Raw genomic sequence first — 17,856 nt, 5'->3', positions numbered from 1 at the left:
AGATCCCTATAGAGATGCTTGGTGATCAAATTTTAGAGAATCATTTTTTTCATGGAAAAATGAAAGGTGTCTTTTTTATTTGCTTTGTATTGATCTTACAAAATGTGTGTAGTGGTAACTTTAACAATATTTTTTGTAATGAATTGTTTGTTACTTTTTTGATGCAAAAATTGCTTACACAAAAACTATCAAGAAACCGATATGCTCTTATAAAAATGGGTACATTTAAAAATGGGGAGATTGGAGGAGATGTAGGGATGGCGCCTCCTTGGTCGTGTGAATTAAAAGTTATTCCAATAATTTTCGTTATAATGAGTCTTTCAATGTATTTTTATGAAGGAAATGCGGGTTTGATGAAGGAACAAATATCAGCAAAAAGCTGTAACATTGTTATTGAAGTTGAATTTGGTATGTGTGGATTATTGGGGTACTCAATCTATTGATCTTCTTAAGAGAGGGGGGTGTCTTTAAAAGAGAAGCTTATTTTAATAAGGGGAGGTTTATTTTAATGTTAAGCGTGATTTGAAAGTTCTCTATAAAGAAAAGCGGTTTCGTTTTTTCATAATGATTTAATATAGTTAATGATTTAAACTGTAAATATTGTGAAGTATTTCGTTACTATTTAATGGGTGGGATTTGAGCGGGTTTGAAAAAAATACATGTTTTCGTTGAAGAAACAATGTTTAAGCCTTTGACGTGAAGATAAAATTGTACTAAACAAAGCAGGCTTTATGGTTTATTGCTATAAGCTAATCGGTTTTTTTTATGCGCGACCTTTAATCCGTTATTTGAGATAACCGACCTGTAATGTGCGCCTTTAGGTATCAAAATTGGAATGTACTTGATCGTTTATTATGAGTTTTCTCGTTTGCGATAAAGTTGCAATGAAAGTCAGGTCAGAGTTTTTATGATAGAGACATCTAGGATAAAAGATCGCCCTTATTCTCCCCATTTGAGTATTTATCGTTGGTCGATTACTATGGCGATGTCGATTGCACACCGTATCACTGGTGTAGCGCTTTATTTTGGAATGATATGTTTTGCCATTTGGTTGGGGGCAATCGCTTGCGGGAGTGATACGTTTAAAACGGTTAATGGGATTTATGGATCTTTCCCGGGGTTGTGTGTGTTATTTCTTTTTACGCTTGCTGGGGTTCATCATATGGTTGGCTGTATTCGCCATCTTGTTTGGAATATGAAGCCTTGTCTTTTAGCAAAAGAAAAAGCAACTGCGACTGCTTGGGCAACTGTGTTTATTACCCTTATTGTGACATGCGCAATTTGGGTTATTGGATATGGGTTGTCTTGATAGGGGATGGAGAAAGATATGAAAAAAGATTTTCGAACAGAGTTTGGGAAAGTGCGCGGTTTTGGAAGTGCGCATGAGGGAACAGGGCATTTTTGGTTAGAAAATCTGACAGGTTTTACCAGTGTGCTGCTTTGGATATTTTTTATTGTTCTTGTCATTTCGCTTGTGGGGGAGGGGTATGATGTTATTTATGCGCGACTTTCGCATCCTATTGTGGCGGTTTTAATGGGGTTGATGACTTTTTCAAGCCTTTATTATATGAAACTTGGAATGCAAGTTGTTATTGAAGATTATATTCCACATGGAAATTTGCGGATATTATTTTTAGTATTAAACACCTTATTTTGTTGTGTTTTGGGTGGTTGCATTATTTTTGCTCTTTTAAAAATCGTATTGGGAGTTTAACCAACATGGTGGCTACAGTATCGTCTTTGGGCCCTAAAGCGGGTCATGCTCCTTATCATTATGTAGATCATAAATTTGATGTTGTTGTTATTGGCGCTGGCGGTTCAGGTTTGCGTGCAACCCTTGGCATGGCTGAACAGGGGTTGAGGACAGCATGTATTACAAAGGTTTTTCCCACTCGTTCACATACAGTTGCAGCACAAGGCGGTATTGCGGCGTCTCTTGCAAATATGGGGCCTGACAATTGGCAGTGGCATTTGTATGATACAGTGAAAGGCTCTGATTGGCTTGGCGACACTGATGCGATGGAATATTTGGTGCGCAATGCTCCTGCTGCTGTTTATGAATTAGAGCATTACGGGGTTCCTTTTTCGCGTACACAAGAGGGTAAAATTTATCAACGGCCTTTTGGTGGGCATACGACGCAGTTTGGGGAAGGTCCGCCAGTTCAACGTACTTGTGCGGCGGCTGATCGTACTGGGCATGCTATTTTGCACGCGCTTTATGGGCAAAGCTTAAAGCATAATGCGCAATTTTTTATTGAATATTTTGCGCTTGATTTGATCATGACCGATGGTGTGTGTACAGGTGTTGTGGCGTGGAATTTAGATGACGGTACAATTCACCGTTTTTCTGCTAAAATGGTTGTTTTGGCAACAGGTGGTTATGGACGTGCTTATTTTTCTGCTACATCAGCCCATACATGTACAGGTGATGGCGGTGGAATGATTGCACGTGCTGGGTTGCCACTTCAGGATATGGAGTTTGTTCAATTTCACCCCACGGGTATTTATGGTTCTGGCTGTTTAATCACAGAAGGGGCGCGTGGAGAAGGTGGTTATTTGATCAATTCTGAAGGTGAGCGTTTTATGGAGCGTTATGCGCCTTCTTTTAAAGATTTGGCTTCACGTGATTTGGTTTCACGTTGTATTACGCTTGAAATTCGTGAAGGGCGTGGGGTTGGTGCCAAGAAGGACCATATTCATTTGGTTCTCAATCATATTGATCCTGCTATATTGCATGAACGTTTACCGGGGATTTCTGAATCAGCACGAATTTTTGCAGGTGTTGATGTGACAAAAGATCCTATCCCGGTTTTACCAACAGTCCATTATAATATGGGCGGTATTCCTACCAATTACTATGGGGAAGTTTTAAACCCAACAAGTGATTCGCCTGATTGTGTTCAACCTGGGTTGATGGCTGTGGGTGAGGCAGGGTGTGCATCTGTTCATGGTGCCAACCGTTTGGGTTCTAATTCATTGATTGATCTTGTGGTATTTGGGCGTGCGGCTGCAATTCGTGCAGGAAAAGTAATTGACCGCAATGCAGAGATTCCGGCGATTAATGAAACAGCTGTTGATGAAATTATGGCACGTTTTGATCGTTTGCGTTTTGCTCAAGGGCATACACCAACGGCGGTGTTGCGTGAAAAAATGCAGCGGACTATGCAGGAAGATGCTGCAGTGTTCCGTACGGCAGATTCTTTAGAGCAAGGATGTCAGCGTGTAAGTAAACTCTGGAATGAACTTTCTGATCTTAAAGTGACAGATCATTCGTTGATTTGGAATTCTGATTTGGTTGAAACATTAGAGCTTGAGAATTTGATGGCAAATGCGATTACGACAGTTCATTCTGCGGCTGCGCGTTTAGAAAGCCGTGGGGCGCATGCACGTGAAGATTATCCAGAGCGTGACGACAAAAATTGGCGTTGCCATACACTTTCGCATTTGTCAAAAGATGGGAAAGTGACATTATCCTATCGGCCTGTTCACGTGGATCCATTAACATCTGAGGCAGATGGCGGTATAGACTTAAAACGCATTGTGCCTAAAAAACGTGTTTACTAAGGGGAGAATGAGTCATGGTTCAAATTAGGCTTCCCAAAAATTCTCGTGTAAAGGCTGGAAAGATTTGGCCTAAACCTGAAGGTGCGACACAGCTGACAGAATTTCACATTTATCGTTGGTCACCTGATGATGGGGATAATCCTCGTCTTGATACTTATTATGTAGATCGTTCAGCATGTGGTCCGATGATTCTTGATGGTCTTTTGTTTATTAAGAATCATATTGATCCAACTTTGGCGCTTCGTCGGTCGTGTCGTGAGGGTATTTGTGGTTCATGTGCGATGAATATTGATGGGGTCAATACGCTGGCTTGTACTAAAGGGATGGATGATGTGAAACATCCCATCAAGGTGTATCCTCTTCCTTCTATGCCGGTTGTTAAAGATCTTGTTCCTGATTTGAAGCGTTTTTATGCGCAGCATCGTGCTATTGAGCCTTGGTTGCAAACTGTTTCACCTGAGCCTGCAAAAGAATGGTTGCAAAGCTATTCTGATCGTCAAAAAATTGATGGTCTTTATGAGTGTATTCTTTGTGCGTGTTGTCAAACATCGTGTCCAAGTTATTGGTGGAATGGTGATCGTTATTTAGGGCCTGCTGTTTTGCTTCAGGCTTATCGTTGGATTGCTGATTCGCGCGATGAAATGAGTGGGGAGCGTCTTGATAATTTGGAGGATCCTTTCCGGCTTTATCGATGCCATACGATTATGAATTGTACGCAAACTTGCCCAAAGGGTTTAAATCCGGCTAAAGCGATTGCTGAGATTAAAAAACTTATGGTTGAACGCCGTCTTTAAAAAATTTGTTAGCTTAGAAATTAGCTAGCAACAAAAACAATAGGAGGAAGCGGGGGCATATGTGCCCCTGTCTTTTTTTTGTGTGCTTTGGAAGGTGGAGTTATTGAATTTTTTTACTGTGTACTTGCTTTTCTTTTGTATTGTGCATCTTAGAATCTATTAGCACCTTGAAATTATACTTGTGTTTTTGAGATGTGTTGTGCTCTTGAAACGCACTTGTGTTCGTGAACAATACGATAGGTGTGGTTGTGTAAATAAGGGCTTTTACTGTTTTTAAAAAGGGGAGGAGGGGGTGCTGTGGTTCATTTAGAGCGGGAGTCCACGTAAAAGGCGTGGGACATTTGGGGTAAGGCCGGAAGCTTCTTGAATGAAATATTTTTTTATTTTTGGCCTCTGATTAACAAGTCCAAGACCAATATCACGCAGTACTCTTAAAAATAGGGTATCGTTAGAAAAGAGCTTGTTGATCCAGTCATTACTCAAGGCCATACGCACGGTTTCGAAACGTCGCCAATTTTGATAGCGCTCAAGAGCGATGATTGACCCAATATCAAGACCTAACCGTGCTGTTTTAATGATAACTTCAGCCAAAGCTGCACTGTCACGAAGCCCTAAGTTAAGACCTTGACCTGCAATGGGGTGAATTGTGTGGGCAGCATCTCCCACAAGAGCAAAACGGGGTTTAATGCAAGAATATGCTAGCGAAAGGGCTAAGGGAAATCCTTGGCGTTCGCCATCCCAAGTTAGTTTTCCAAATCGGTGACCAATACGTTTTTCGAGTTCTGTTTCAAAAATAAGAGGATCAGCTTTAAGGTAATATTGAGCGGTTTGATGGTCTTCATTCCATACAATGGCTGATCGATTGCCTTTAAGGGGCAAAAGAGCAAAAGGCCCGGCAGGCAAAAAATGTTGAATTGCTTGACCATGATGGGGTTTTTTATGTTCGATAGTGCATATGATTGCTGTTTGTTTATAAGGGTGCACAAAGTTTTTAAGGTTTGCTTTCTCGCGTAGTTTGGAACGTGTTCCATCGGCTGCGATCAGCAATTGTGTTTGCCAAATTTCTTTATTGCTCAAGGTAACAGTTGTGTGGTGGTCTTCTTGGTGAAAATCAACAACACGTGCAGTTTTGATGAAAGGGATATTCAGTTCTTTTACACGTTTTTTTAAAGCAGCAGTAAGCTCTTTATTTTCAATCATAGCGGCAAAGGGCTCGCCAGGGGTGATATCTCCTTCAAAGGTTAAAAGGGTTGGTTTGAAAGGATCATTAACGCGTGCATCAGTAATGAGCATTGAATGAATAGGTTGAGCATGAGGCTTGATATGTTCCCAGCATTGCAATTGCTTTAACATACGAATAGAAGCAGCGGAAATAGCTAGCGCTTGTCTTTTTTTACTAGGGGTATTCTCTTGAGGAGGGGCATCGACAATGTTTATTTTCAACTCAGGTGCGGCTTGTTTGAGTGCTAGCGCAAGTGTTAAACCAACAATTGCTCCCCCTGCGATGAGGAGATCACATTGTTTTATATTTTGATTCATATTAAAAGACACTACATTTCTTTCTACTTTTGTGTAGTTTATTAGCTCTTAAATGAAAATAATACCCTTTTTGAAAATTATTTTTACAGTCTTAATTAAGAAATTGTTGTAAATTGTTGTAATAAGAATGGTTAAAATGGCATTAATATTTTAAAACTATAAGCTGTAATGTTTTTAACTATAAGCTGTGCAACCAGTTTTTTATGAAAAGTTTTATATTTGGAATTGATTGATGCGCCAAGATTTGTCTTCTGATCATTTATCAGAAAGGCTTGATTATCAAAGTCCACGTCTTGTGAATTTATTTTTGCGTCAGATTGGTGCCTTCATTGGGCTTGGGCTTTTGGGTCTTATTATTTTTTGTGTTTTAGCTTTAGCAACATGGAATGTTGTAGACCCATCATTGACTTATGCCAATGCTCATGAGGTTACAAATCTTATGGGGTGGCCTGGTGCGATTTTTTCAGATTTTGCTATACAGTTTTTTGGTTTGGCGAGTTTGTGCATTTTATTACCCCCGTTTTTTTGGTCACTTTTATTGTTGGCACAAAAAGATATTCGTAATTTTATATTTCGTCTTTTTTTGTGGGGGGTATCAGCGATTTATTTTTCAGCTGTTTTTGCTTTGTTGACACATTTTGCCTCTTTTACGCGTTGGCCATTGCCGATTGGTTTTGGAGGCGTTGTGGGTGATAAAATTTTAAATACTGCTTATTTATTCTTTCCTTCCTTTTTTGCTTCTTTTTCTTCCTTACAAATTGCTTTTATAGGTGTTTGTCTTGCTCCTTTAGGTTTTGTGATAGCTGCTTTTGCTGGCAATGTGGCGTGGCGTTGCAAGAATGATGACAAAAAGAAACAAAAAAACAAAAAGGTTAAAGTAACAGATTCAGTCAGTGATGATGTGGAAGAGGCTCATCACTCTATCTATGAAGTGCTGCTTGGTTTTTTTGTTACAGTTTTTGGAGCAGTTTTGCATTTTCTTTATTTTTTACAAGCACGTTTGGGGCGCCTTTTTTCATGGAGCAAGAATTCTAAGAAACGAGATGATCTTTCTGAGCAACAAAGTTGGCTCCCTGAGGGGGAAGAAAATGTATTTGGTCGGGTTGAGCCGGTTTTATTTGAAGAAGAAGGAAAGCAGGAGTCTTGCCCCCATAAAGAATCTGTTTCGTCCTCCAAGGGCCGTGTTTTCAAGCCGTCAAAAGTTGTTTTTAAAAATGGTTTTACGCTTCCGCTTTTGGATTATCTTTCTGTTTTTCCACCGGCTGAGAAAGATGCGAGATTGTCTCCTACTGCTTTAAAAGAAAATTCTCGTGAACTTGAGACAATCTTATTAGATTTTGGTGTTAAGGGTAAAATGATTAATGCACGCCCTGGGCCAGTTGTGACTTTATATGAATTTGAACCAGCAGCTGGTATTAAATCTTCACGTGTTATTGGATTGGCTGATGATATTGCTCGTTCAATGCGTGCAATTTCAGCACGTGTTGCTGTTGTTCCAGGGCGCAATGTGATTGGAATAGAGTTGCCCAATGCAACGCGTGAGACGGTTTATTTGCGGGAAATTTTGCAAGCTCAAGAATTTGTCCACAACAAAGCAAACTTAGCGCTTGCTTTGGGCAAAACAATAGGTGGTGAAACGGTGATTGCAGATTTGGCAAAGATGCCGCATCTTTTGGTAGCAGGTACCACTGGGTCGGGTAAATCTGTTGCTATTAATACAATGATTTTGTCACTTCTTTATCGTATGACACCTGAGCAATGTCGTTTAATTATGATCGATCCTAAGATGCTTGAACTTTCGATTTATGACGGTATTCCGCATTTATTAACGCCGGTGGTAACAGATCCTAAAAAAGCAGTGATTGCTCTTAAGTGGGCTGTTCGTGAAATGGAAGAGCGCTATAGTAAAATGTCAAAAGTTGGCGTTCGTAATATTGATGGGTTTAATGCGCGTTTAAAAGAGGCACAAAGTCAGGGCGAGACATTGACACGAACGGTCCAAGTGGGATTTGATCGCACGACTGGTGAGCCCCTTTATGAATCAGAAACTCTCGATTTAAATCCTATGCCCTATATTGTTGTTATTATTGATGAAATGGCAGATTTAATGCTTGTTGCGGGGAAAGATATTGAAGGAGCAGTTCAACGTTTAGCACAAATGGCGCGTGCTGCTGGTATTCATGTGATTATGGCCACGCAGCGTCCTTCGGTGGATGTTATTACGGGTACGATTAAAGCTAATTTTCCTACACGTATTTCTTTTTCTGTTAGTTCAAAGATTGATAGTCGGACAATTCTTGGTGAACAAGGAGCTGAACAATTGCTAGGGCAAGGGGATATGCTTTTTATGATGGGAGGGGGGCGTATTCAGCGTGTTCATGGTCCTTTTGTTGCTGATAATGAAGTTGAACAGGTTGTTGCTCATCTGAAAGCTCAAGCGCAGCCTGATTATTTAGAGGCTGTTACACAAGAAACGGCAGATCATGGCGTTGATGTTTCTCTTGTCACTCCTGCGCAAAATGATCCTTATAGTCAAGCTGTTGCAGTTGTTTTGCGTGATCGTAGGGTTTCAACTTCTTATATTCAGCGTCGTTTAGGGATTGGATATAATCGTGCTGCTTCACTGATTGAGCGAATGGAAGAAGAAGGAATTATTAGCTCTGCTAATCATGCGGGAAAACGAGAAATTTTAGTACCTGCTGAAGAAGAGCCGTGCTAAAATAAAAGCCTTTAAATGAATTTTTTAAACAATACTTTAATGAATATTTACGAGTTAAAGGCCTGTTTGATACTTATATTTTGAAGTTTGCTTCTTATATTTTCAAATGAGTATATGTTGCTTTAAGCGATTAGGAGCGTTGTCTGTGATGACATATTATTTATCATCAAGAAGAGCATTTATTGTTTTTGGTTTTATTATTTGTGTGCTGTTGGCTGTGCCTTCTTTTGCGCAGTCATCTCGTCAGGTAGCGCGGGCTCAGGCTATTGCTAATCATTTTTCCGAAATTAAAACGATGACAGGGGATTTTATTCAGTTTAGCCCAAAGGGCAAAATGAGTGAAGGAACATTTTATTTAGAGCGTCCTGGTAGGATTCGTTTTGGTTATAAAGGGGTGCCTTTGCAGATTATAGCAGATGGTAAAATGGTGGGCGTGAACAATCGTGCGCTTAATACTTGGAACCTTTATCAACTTTCTCAAACACCGATGAAATTTCTATTGGATGATAAAATTAATATATCATCGAAGAATTTATTAGCGCTTCGTGAAGATCCTGGGGCGATAACGATTGTTTTGCATGATAAGAGCATTGGCAAAGGGCAGATAAGAATGATTTTTGATTCTAAAGACTATAGTTTGCGCCAATGGACGATTGTTGATCAGCAGAATTTGGAAACAACGGTTCAAATTATGAACGTGCGCACGGGGATTCGGTTTGCTGATGGAATGTTTACGATTCCTTATAAAAATATTGCAATATCGCGCAATCGGAATGGAAATTGATGTTTTTTCGTATTGCTACTTGGAATATTAATTCTATTCGTTTACGCCTTGCGCAAGTCCTTCAATATTTGGATTTCTTTGCGCCAGATATTTTGTGTTTACAAGAAACTAAATGCCCAGATCATTTATTCCCACGTGAGCCTTTTCAAGCGGCAGGTTATGAGCATATTGCACTAAGTGGTCAAAAATCTTACCACGGTGTGGCGGTTGTTTCACGTTTGCCTTTGTTGGATGTTGAAAAGCGTTTTTTTTGTCAAAAAGAAGAATGCCGTTATCTTTCAGTGGTTGTTCAGCCCTGTGGTAGGACGATTCGGATACATAATTTTTATGTTCCTGCTGGGGGTGATGAGCCTGATATTAGTGTGAATGAAAAATTTCGTCATAAGCTTGATTTTTTAGAGGAAATGTCTTCTATCCGAGCGGATCAAGGCGATGGTTTATCTTCTCTTTTACTGGGCGATTTGAATATTGCTCCTTTGGAAGATGATGTGTGGTCTCATAAGAAATTATTGAATGTTGTCAGTCATACGCCTGTTGAAACCGAGCGTTTACAAGCATTATGCCGTGAAGGGGGATGGATTGATTTGATGCGCATTAAATTTCCAGTTCCTGCTAAGCTTTATACCTGGTGGAGTTATCGGGCACGCGATTTTGCTCTTTCTGACCGTGGGCGACGGCTTGATCATATTTGGTCTTCACCAGATTTAGCACCTTTTATGGATGATCTTTCGATTTTCCGTGCTGCACGGGGGGAACCTCAACCTTCCGATCACGTTCCAGTACAGACAGTATTTGATTTTTCACGTGAAGTTTGAAATAAATGCTTGAAGAAACATAGCTAGGTTGATTTGAAGACCACGCAAGGAGGGTGGATGCGGATGAGTACTTTAAAGTGGATTGCTTCAAAGAATCTTTACTATAGTTTCCTTTGTGTATTTTTGATGTTGTCAGGATGTGCTGTTGGCCCTGATTATCATAAGACATCTTTCAGTGTTCCAGCAGTTTGGGGGAGAAAATCTGCTCAAATATCTGACCACTCAGTTGCACTTGCGGGATGGTGGCGGCGTTTTAATGATCCTGTTTTAAATGAGCTAATCGATGATGCGATATCTGGCAATAATAACGTTGCTGTTGCAAAAGCACGCGTTCGTGAAGCGCGTGCCAGTGTGGGGCAAACAGCAGGATATCTTGCACCAAGTGTTTCTGGTTCAATTTCAGGCAATCGTTTTTCTGAACAGCCTGATGTATCTTTAAGTCAATATCGTGGTGGTTTTGATGCCAGCTGGGAGCTTGATCTTTTTGGAGGTCATAAGCGAGCGGTTGAGGCAGCCCGTTATGGTCTTGATAGTGCTGTAGAAGATATGCGAGCGACAATGGTAACATTGTTGGGAGATGTGGCAACAAATTATGTTGAAATGCGTGGTTGGCAACAAAAATTGTTGATTGCACGCCAAATTGTTGTGTCACAGCGTAAAACTTTTGAACTTATGCGTACCAAATTGGCTGCTGGTGAAGCTTCAGAACTTGATTTTTTAAATGCGCAAGCACAAATGGCTAACACAGAGGCTGATATATTCCAAATGGAAGCTAGTTTAGCGATGAGTATTCATCGTCTTTCTGTGTTGACTGGTCGTGTTCCTACGGCTTTGGAGGCTTTTTTACAAAAGAGTGCTAAAAAAGAAGGGGCAATTCCACAACCACAATGGCCGATACCTGCAGGAATTCCAGCTGATATTTTGTTAACGCGTCCAGATTTACGGCGTGCAGAGCGCCAATATGCACAAGCTACAGCACGCATTGGCCAGCGTGAGGCAGAGCGTTACCCATCGCTCACCTTAACGGGTCGTATTTCAACAATGGCAACACAGATTGGCCATTTGGGAGAAAGTTCAACCATTGGGTGGTCTTTTGGGCCTGGTCTTCAATTTCCTTTTTTTGATGGGGGGCAGAGAGCTGCATCGGTTGAAGTGGCGCGTGCACAACGTGATCAAGCGTTTATTACTTACCGAGCAGAGGTGCTTGGTGCTTTAGAAGATGTAGAAAATGCACTGGTGAGACTTTATAAGGAACATCAGCGTTTAGAAAAGCTGACGGTTGCAAATACGGCTGCTTTGCGTTCATTAAAGCTTTCCCAGCTCCTTTTTGAGAATGGGGATATTAGTTTCTTTGAGTTTTTAGATGCGCGTCGTTCATATTATTCTGCGCAAATGGCGCTTAAAAATAGCTATGTTAATGTGGCTTTACAGTATATTGCTTTGATGAAAGCATTAGGTGGTGGTTGGGATGGTGTGGTTGATGTTTCACGCCCGGAAATAGTGGATGAGTGACGGGTTTACGCTTGAGAGTAAATGAGGGAGAAAAAGTTTAATTATGATGAAATACAACATGAAACGCAAAAAGCTTATTTTATGCATTGTGGCTTTTCTTGTCGTGTTTTTAGGGTTTATCCGTGCTCTTTTTTTTGGAAACTCCACCCAGGCTTATATCACAGCGGTGGTGAAACGTGGTGATATTGAAGAAAGTGTTTTAGCTTCTGGTATTGTGCGCCCTTATCGGCTTGTTGCTGTTGGTGCACGCGCGACAGGGCGTGTTATTGCAATGCATGTTTCTCCTGGTAGTGTTGTGAAAGAAGGAGATTTATTGGCAGAGATTGATCTCACAGATCAGGAAAATGATCTGAAAAGGAAAAAAGCTGTTTTATCTCATTATTATGCCAGTTTAGTTGAGCAAGAAGCTAACCTTACTTTAGCGCAGAAAAATTTGGCACGTCAAAAAGAGATGGTCAAAGCACATGCAGTTTCACGTGCTAACTTTGATAATGCTCTAATACAAGTAAAAATACGTGAAGCTCAAATTGCTCAGCTTCGAGAACAAATTGTGCAGGCACAAATTGATGTTAAAAGTGCAGAGGTTAATTTAAGCTATACGCGGATAACAGCGCCTTCATCAGGTACGGTTTTAGCAACGGTTGTTGAAGAGGGACAAAATGTTAATGCAGTTCAGTCAGTGCCAACAATTGTTATTTTAGGGGATTTGTCAAAAATGACAGTGAAAGCGCAAATTTCAGAAGCTGATATTTTGAAAGTTCACGCTGGACAAGCCCTTTATTTCACGATTTTTGGTGATTCACAGCGCCGTTATAATGGGATATTAGAAACGATAGAGCCTGCACCTGAAGCTATTCGTAATGATATTAGTATTCACCCTGAGATGTCTGGAGGGAGCAGTGCTTTGGCATCATCAGCTATCTATTATAATGGGCTTGTGCATGTTGACAATAAAGACAATTTTTTGCGCACTTATATGACCGCTCAAGTCCATATTATCTTAGGTCGTGCTCATAATGTATTGTTGGTGCCAAGCGATGCTTTACATGATGAGACAAAAGATCATAAAGCGTGGGTTCGGCTTTTGGTTGGTAAAAATAGGGTGGTTGCAAAACAGGTGACTATTGGGCTCAATAATAAAGTGATGGCTGAGGTTGTTTCAGGATTAAATGAGGGTGATGTAGTGATTACCGGCTCAAACGGTGGATTGATATTAGAAGATACCGATTGGCAAAGTGAAGACGAGATCTAAAACATGGAAACAAAGCAGACAGATGCTGTCCTTGTCTTGGAAAATATCACGCGCGAATTTCGTGCAGGGGAAACATTGGTTCCTATTTTAAAAAATATTAATTTAACCATTAAACGTGGTGAAATGGTGGCCATTGTAGGGGCTTCTGGTTCAGGAAAATCCACGTTGATGAATATTTTAGGTTGCCTTGATCGACCAAGTGGGGGACGTTATTGGGTTTCAGGAAAAGAGATTGCTTCACTTTCAGCAGATGACTTGTCGGCTTTACGGCGCAACCATTTTGGATTTATTTTTCAGCGTTATCATTTGTTGCATGAATTAACAGCTCTTGGGAATGTTGAAATGCCAGCCGTTTATGCACGATGTGCATCGGCAATACGAAGAAAGCGTGCACAAAGCCTTTTAACACGCTTAGGGATGGGTGAACGTATGAACCACCGCCCCAATCAACTTTCAGGCGGTCAACAGCAACGTGTATCAATTGCTCGTGCCTTGATGAATGATGCTGATGTTATTCTTGCAGATGAACCAACAGGTGCACTAGATAAACACAGTGGGCAAGAAGTTTTACGTATTTTAGACGAGCTTCATCAAGAAGGGCGCACCATTGTTATTGTAACCCATGATATGGATGTAGCTCAAAAAGCGCAGCGCATTATTGAGATCAGTGATGGGGAAATTATTTCCGATAATGTGTCGAAAGTTAAAAAGGTTAAGGTTGATATTGAGCCTCTTCATGAAAGGCAAGATTTAAAAGATCATCAACAGCTTGGGGTTTTTCGTTCTTTTATGGATCGTTTCTATGAAGCATTTACTATGGCTTTGTTTGCGATGAATGCACACCGGATGCGAACTTTTTTAACAATGCTTGGGGTGATTATCGGCATTGCATCAGTTATTGCGATGGTGTCTTTGGGTAATGGGACTCAAAAGAAAATTCTTGAAAATTTTAAGAGTTTGGGCACAAATATATTAACAATTTTACCGGGTAAGAGTTTTTCTGATCCATTAGCAGACAAGATAACAAGTTTAGTTGAAGATGATGCGCAAGCATTATCGGGGCTACCTTATGTTGATGGTGTAACACCTCAGATTTCAGTGAGCTCGACAGTTTATTATGGGGGGATTGAAGCCAATGCTGTGGTTGCTGGTGTAGGAGAACAATTTTTTCAGACACACGGGTTTAGCGTTGTTGAAGGACAATTGTTTAATCGACAAAGTGTGCATGATCGAGCAGTTGATTTGGTGATTGAAAAGGAGGCCATTGCTTCTCTTTTTCCGCATAGTCATGAAAGCCCTGTTGGGAAAGTGGTGCGTGTGGGTAAGGTGCCTGCACGTATTATTGGTGTTGTGGCTTCAAACAATGAGGCAGGTGCGTCAAATACACTCCAGGTTTATTTGCCTTATACTGCGGTGCAAACCCGTTTTCTTGGAACCACAATTGTTCGTGCAATTACTGTGAAAATTGCTGATGATGTCGATTCAAAGTTAGCAGAAGCTGAGGTTCGGCGTTTTTTAATTACGCGCCATGGTCAGGAAGATTTTTTCATTAGAAATTCAGAATCGTTTCGTCAACGTCTTATGCAGAGTACACAGATTTTAACGCTTTTAGTGACTTCAATTGCAGCAATTTCACTGATTGTGGGGGGCATTGGGGTGATGAATATTATGCTTGTGACTGTTTCTGAGCGGATCAGTGAGATTGGGGTGCGCATGGCAGTTGGTGCACGTCAAAGTGATATTTTACAGCAATTTCTGATCGAAGCAGTTTTGATGTGTGCAATTGGTGGGAGTTTTGGAATTCTTTTAGGGCTTTCTGTTGGCAGCTTGTTTTCGCTGTTTTCTCTACCTATTCAATTGGTTTATACGATAAATTCAATCGTTATAGCCTTTGTTTTTTCAGCCTTTATTGGAGTGTGTTTTGGTTTTTTTCCAGCACGCAAGGCTTCACAGCTTGATCCTGTGATTGCTCTGGCACGTGATTGAGGGATCAATTTAAAGAAGAATTATAATTGCCGTAATAAGCGTGCAGTAGCGTTGAATAAGTGTGCAACAGCGTTGATGGGTGTGTTTTAATGAACATAAAGCTGATGATGTTGCGTTTGAGTTTATAATTTGACTTTTTGTATATGATCAAGAGACAATGGGATTTAAGTTAATAGTTGTTATAGTTGAATGCTCATTATTTTTGCGTATTTAATTGACTTTAAAATTTGAAAAGGGTTCTTGCATTTTGCAAGATTCATAAACAGGAAAATACGATTGTGCGTAAAGGGCATGGGGCGCCTATATGGGATAGCCTTATGAGAGCCTTTGAATGGGCTTTAATGAGAGGGAAGATGGGAGGACGTTTTAATGTTTGTTAAAAAAATCAAGATATGAAACTGTGCTTATAGCACAAAGGTGTAATGGAGTATAAGAAGGGGAGTTTTGTGTGACCTGAGGGTGATAAAAATAAGAGCTTAAATGTTTTAATGAAGAAAATTTATGACAAGTAAAATCAAGTGAAGTGGTGTGTGAGGGTTAAAATGCGGTTCTGATGTATACTCCTATATTTTTGATATATTCGGAAACAAGAATGCGCATTTGATTGATTTGTTTGATCCAACTGCCTGTAGTATTCTCTTTAATGGGATATGCAATGAAATCTATATGGGGCATTAAATATTTAAGTTCGAGCAAAGAGCGCACCATATGATAATCATGCGTGACAATATAAACTGTCTTATAGTTGTGTTGTTTGATCCAGGCAGCGCTTTCTTCAGCATTGCCTTTGGTATTTGTTGCTTCATATCCAAAATCAACACGAGAAACCAAAAGATGCGGATTGATATATGTGGCGTCAATCAGTTTATTAAGGTCAATTGTTGAGTTGACTCCACTGATTAATAGTCGAGAGCCAAGCCCTTTTTGCAAGAGATCAAACCCTGTTTTTATTCGGTTTTCTCCACCTGTAAGGACGATGATTGCATCTGCTTTTGGTAAGGGATTTGGAGGGGTTAAGTGCTCAATTTTTTCCGAGAAAGTAACAAATGTAGCACCAATGAGTAAAATTGTAATGAAAAGAGCAAGGACTGTTAATGGCACATAGCGTGAAAAGCGTTTATAAAACCGTAAGGCACTTGTGGTGGATTTTGCAATGCAACATTTTTGCTGATTATTGCGTGGTGATAATTGAGGATGAGGTGAATTGTGGAGCATGACGCTAAAATAAACCGTTTTCGTGGTGATCAATTTTTTTAAGTTGTGCTAAAATGGTAATCCGGCTTGTTAGTGTGGTGAGAAGGGACACAAAAAGAATAAGGCCAAGAATTTTCCAATAAGTGGTGAGATTTATCGAAAAATGCCCAAACAAGGCGGTGATTTGACTGCTTTGTGCTGTGCCAAGGTTATTGTTTATCCAGAAGAAAAAAGCGCTAAAGACAAGTGCGCTTGTCACACCACCATACAATGCACCACGCAGTGCTGTTTTGAAAAAATGCCAATCAAATTGTTTGGCAATGAAATGGGTTTCAGTCCCCAGAAAATATAAGACATTGATAACATGAGAATTTTCTGCCAAAGCGTTGCGTGTTGCAAAGATAATTGTGAGCATAAGCGAGCTTAAAACCAGTGCTAAAATTGAAAAGCCGATAAAAACAGTTGTTTGTGCCATTGTTGCAAAACGATTGACCCAGAAGCGATGATCATCAAATTGGCCACCTGGGATATGTGTTTTTATAGCTTGGCTGATGGCGTGAAAGTCGGTTTTTTCATCCTTGTTTAAAGTAACAATAATGAGCCGGGGAATGGGTAATTTGCTTAAAGTTAAGCCTTCTCCAAGCCATGGCTCAAGCAATTTTTCAGTGGCTGTTTGATCAACAATTTTGGCTTCCTTCACACCGTGAAATGTGGTGACTAATTGCACTGCATTGCGCAGAGCTTGCTCAATATCGACATTTTCAACAGGCTGTATGTGAATTGTTGCTTCATGGCTAATTTGAGTACTCCAATTGTGAGCAGCCCGGTGCACTAAATCAACACTGCTTAATGTTAAGCTTGCAAGAAATGTCATAATAGCAATCACAACAACCAAAGCTTGTCCGGAAATATTGTCACTAGGAATAATAGCAGTTTTAGTTGTTTTATTGCGTATAAAAATTGATTTTTGAATGTGAGAAATGGGGAAAGACTTAGTCATAAATTGTCATCCGTCCATTATGAAGAATCATACGTCGTGCTGCGACTTGTTCCATCAATGTGACATCATGGGTGGCAATGACAACAGCTGTTCCAAAACGGTTTAATTCAATAAATAAGCGCAAGAGGCGTTTTGCTAAAGGCGGATCAACATTTCCTGTGGGTTCATCAGCAAGAAGAATTTCAGGCTGATCAATAAGAGCGCGTGCAATTGCTACTCTTTGCTTTTCTCCACCTGAAAGAACAGGTGGTAAAGCGTGAATATGGTTTCCAAGACCAACCCACTGCAAGAGATCTTCCACTTCACTGCGATATGTTGCTTCTTCTTGCCCTTTAATGCGTAAAGGTAATGCAACATTTTCATAAGTTGTCATATGGTCAAGTAAGCGAAAATCTTGAAAGACGACACCAATGCGTCGTCTTAAAGCAGGAAGCTCTTGTCGTTTAAGTAAGGCTGTATCACTTCCAAACAGATCAATATGACCACGCGTTGGTCTGAGGGCTAGAAACATGAGACGCATTAAGGATGTTTTACCTGCGCCCGATGCCCCAGTTAAAAACTGAAATGATCCATGCGGAATGTGAAAGCTTATGTCATGGAGGATTTCAGACCCCATCCCATAGCGCAAACCGACATTTTCAAAACGAATCACTCTGAGTTACCACTTTTGCTTTTGAATTTAAGTCATTATCATTGA

15 protein-coding genes are annotated in these 17,856 nt (G+C 40.3%); 11 read left to right on the top strand and 4 right to left on the bottom strand.

Translation table 11 applies throughout. The features are described from left to right. The first annotated feature begins 215 nt into the window (after positions 1–215). The 5 genes from GGR10_RS03080 (at position 216) to GGR10_RS03060 (ending at position 4,358) form a co-directional block, all read left to right on the top strand. A complete protein-coding gene (locus GGR10_RS03080) occupies positions 216–443 on the top strand; it encodes a hypothetical protein (RefSeq protein WP_182479867.1) in 228 nt (75 codons plus the stop codon). A 464-nt stretch (positions 444–907) separates the two neighbouring features. Next, complete coding sequence (sdhC, locus tag GGR10_RS03075) at positions 908–1,309, top strand: succinate dehydrogenase, cytochrome b556 subunit (protein ID WP_078690223.1); 402 nt, start codon at positions 908–910, stop codon at positions 1,307–1,309. A gap of 18 nt (positions 1,310–1,327) precedes the next feature. Continuing rightward, positions 1,328–1,714, top strand: a complete 387-nt coding sequence (gene sdhD, locus GGR10_RS03070; RefSeq protein ID WP_182479865.1) for a succinate dehydrogenase, hydrophobic membrane anchor protein — start codon at positions 1,328–1,330, stop codon at positions 1,712–1,714. A gap of 5 nt (positions 1,715–1,719) precedes the next feature. Beyond that, entirely contained in the window at positions 1,720–3,564 is a 1,845-nt protein-coding gene (gene sdhA, locus GGR10_RS03065; RefSeq protein ID WP_182479863.1) for a succinate dehydrogenase flavoprotein subunit, read from the top strand. A gap of 14 nt (positions 3,565–3,578) precedes the next feature. Continuing rightward, complete coding sequence (locus GGR10_RS03060) at positions 3,579–4,358, top strand: succinate dehydrogenase iron-sulfur subunit (RefSeq protein ID WP_010704384.1); 780 nt, start codon at positions 3,579–3,581, stop codon at positions 4,356–4,358. A 306-nt stretch (positions 4,359–4,664) separates the two neighbouring features. Here GGR10_RS03060 and GGR10_RS03055 read toward each other — a convergent pair whose 3' ends face one another. Next, positions 4,665–5,897: a ubiquinone biosynthesis hydroxylase gene (locus GGR10_RS03055; protein WP_182480079.1), complete on the bottom strand. Its 1,233-nt coding sequence runs from the start codon at positions 5,895–5,897 to the stop codon at positions 4,665–4,667. Between the two features lie 232 nt (positions 5,898–6,129). On the opposite strand from GGR10_RS03055, the gene GGR10_RS03050 reads away from it, so the two are divergent. The 6 genes from GGR10_RS03050 (at position 6,130) to GGR10_RS03025 (ending at position 14,965) form a co-directional block, all read left to right on the top strand. Continuing rightward, positions 6,130–8,616 carry an FtsK/SpoIIIE family DNA translocase gene (locus GGR10_RS03050; protein ID WP_182479861.1) on the top strand — a complete coding sequence of 829 codons (2,487 nt, stop codon included), beginning with the start codon at positions 6,130–6,132 and terminating at the stop codon, positions 8,614–8,616. A 148-nt stretch (positions 8,617–8,764) separates the two neighbouring features. Then, complete coding sequence (locus tag GGR10_RS03045; RefSeq protein WP_182480078.1) at positions 8,765–9,400, top strand: LolA family protein; 636 nt, start codon at positions 8,765–8,767, stop codon at positions 9,398–9,400. After that, a complete protein-coding gene (locus tag GGR10_RS03040) occupies positions 9,400–10,215 on the top strand; it encodes an exodeoxyribonuclease III (protein ID WP_182480077.1) in 816 nt (271 codons plus the stop codon). The genes GGR10_RS03045 and GGR10_RS03040 overlap by 1 nt, the downstream gene beginning before the upstream one ends. A 57-nt stretch (positions 10,216–10,272) precedes the next feature. Further along, positions 10,273–11,727 (top strand): efflux transporter outer membrane subunit, encoded by a 1,455-nt coding sequence (locus GGR10_RS03035; protein WP_182479859.1) that lies wholly within the window; start codon positions 10,273–10,275, stop codon positions 11,725–11,727. A gap of 43 nt (positions 11,728–11,770) precedes the next feature. Continuing rightward, a complete protein-coding gene (locus tag GGR10_RS03030) occupies positions 11,771–12,979 on the top strand; it encodes an efflux RND transporter periplasmic adaptor subunit (protein WP_182479857.1) in 1,209 nt (402 codons plus the stop codon). A 3-nt stretch (positions 12,980–12,982) separates the two neighbouring features. Continuing rightward, a complete protein-coding gene (locus GGR10_RS03025) occupies positions 12,983–14,965 on the top strand; it encodes a MacB family efflux pump subunit (RefSeq protein ID WP_182479855.1) in 1,983 nt (660 codons plus the stop codon). A 537-nt stretch (positions 14,966–15,502) separates the two neighbouring features. Here GGR10_RS03025 and GGR10_RS03020 read toward each other — a convergent pair. Genes GGR10_RS03020 through ftsE form a run of 3 tightly spaced genes read right to left on the bottom strand, consistent with a single transcriptional unit; the run spans position 15,503 to position 17,811 of the window. Further along, the gene (locus GGR10_RS03020; RefSeq protein WP_182479853.1) at positions 15,503–16,180 is read right to left on the bottom strand and encodes a YdcF family protein; all 678 of its coding nucleotides are present in this window, start codon (positions 16,178–16,180) and stop codon (positions 15,503–15,505) included. Positions 16,181–16,184: 4 nt separating this feature from the next. Then, positions 16,185–17,159, bottom strand: coding sequence for a cell division protein FtsX (locus tag GGR10_RS03015; protein WP_182479851.1), 975 nt, complete (start codon positions 17,157–17,159; stop codon positions 16,185–16,187). Beyond that, a complete protein-coding gene (gene ftsE / locus GGR10_RS03010; protein ID WP_010704374.1) occupies positions 17,152–17,811 on the bottom strand; it encodes a cell division ATP-binding protein FtsE in 660 nt (219 codons plus the stop codon). The genes GGR10_RS03015 and ftsE overlap by 8 nt, the downstream gene beginning before the upstream one ends. Positions 17,812–17,856: the final 45 nt, after the last annotated feature.

It is taken from the genome of Bartonella chomelii (assembly GCF_014138465.1).
Classification (GTDB): Bacteria; Pseudomonadota; Alphaproteobacteria; order Rhizobiales; family Rhizobiaceae; genus Bartonella; species Bartonella schoenbuchensis.
The sequence above is the reverse complement of the archived record's forward strand: the minus strand, read 5'-3'. Positions and strand labels throughout refer to the sequence as shown.

Bases quoted from the DNA above. Each gene is read 5' to 3' on its own strand.
- GGR10_RS03080 (WP_182479867.1), top strand. From the start codon at position 216: ATGGGTACATTTAAAAATGGGGAGATTGGAGGAGATGTAGGGATGGCG.
- sdhC (WP_078690223.1), top strand. From the start codon at position 908: ATGATAGAGACATCTAGGATAAAAGATCGCCCTTATTCTCCCCATTTG.
- sdhD (WP_182479865.1), top strand. From the start codon at position 1,328: ATGAAAAAAGATTTTCGAACAGAGTTTGGGAAAGTGCGCGGTTTTGGA.
- sdhA (WP_182479863.1), top strand. From the start codon at position 1,720: ATGGTGGCTACAGTATCGTCTTTGGGCCCTAAAGCGGGTCATGCTCCT.
- GGR10_RS03060 (WP_010704384.1), top strand. From the start codon at position 3,579: ATGGTTCAAATTAGGCTTCCCAAAAATTCTCGTGTAAAGGCTGGAAAG.
- GGR10_RS03055 (WP_182480079.1), bottom strand. From the start codon at position 5,897: ATGAATCAAAATATAAAACAATGTGATCTCCTCATCGCAGGGGGAGCA.
- GGR10_RS03050 (WP_182479861.1), top strand. From the start codon at position 6,130: ATGCGCCAAGATTTGTCTTCTGATCATTTATCAGAAAGGCTTGATTAT.
- GGR10_RS03045 (WP_182480078.1), top strand. From the start codon at position 8,765: ATGACATATTATTTATCATCAAGAAGAGCATTTATTGTTTTTGGTTTT.
- GGR10_RS03040 (WP_182480077.1), top strand. From the start codon at position 9,400: ATGTTTTTTCGTATTGCTACTTGGAATATTAATTCTATTCGTTTACGC.
- GGR10_RS03035 (WP_182479859.1), top strand. From the start codon at position 10,273: ATGCGGATGAGTACTTTAAAGTGGATTGCTTCAAAGAATCTTTACTAT.
- GGR10_RS03030 (WP_182479857.1), top strand. From the start codon at position 11,771: ATGATGAAATACAACATGAAACGCAAAAAGCTTATTTTATGCATTGTG.
- GGR10_RS03025 (WP_182479855.1), top strand. From the start codon at position 12,983: ATGGAAACAAAGCAGACAGATGCTGTCCTTGTCTTGGAAAATATCACG.
- GGR10_RS03020 (WP_182479853.1), bottom strand. From the start codon at position 16,180: ATGCTCCACAATTCACCTCATCCTCAATTATCACCACGCAATAATCAG.
- GGR10_RS03015 (WP_182479851.1), bottom strand. From the start codon at position 17,159: ATGACTAAGTCTTTCCCCATTTCTCACATTCAAAAATCAATTTTTATA.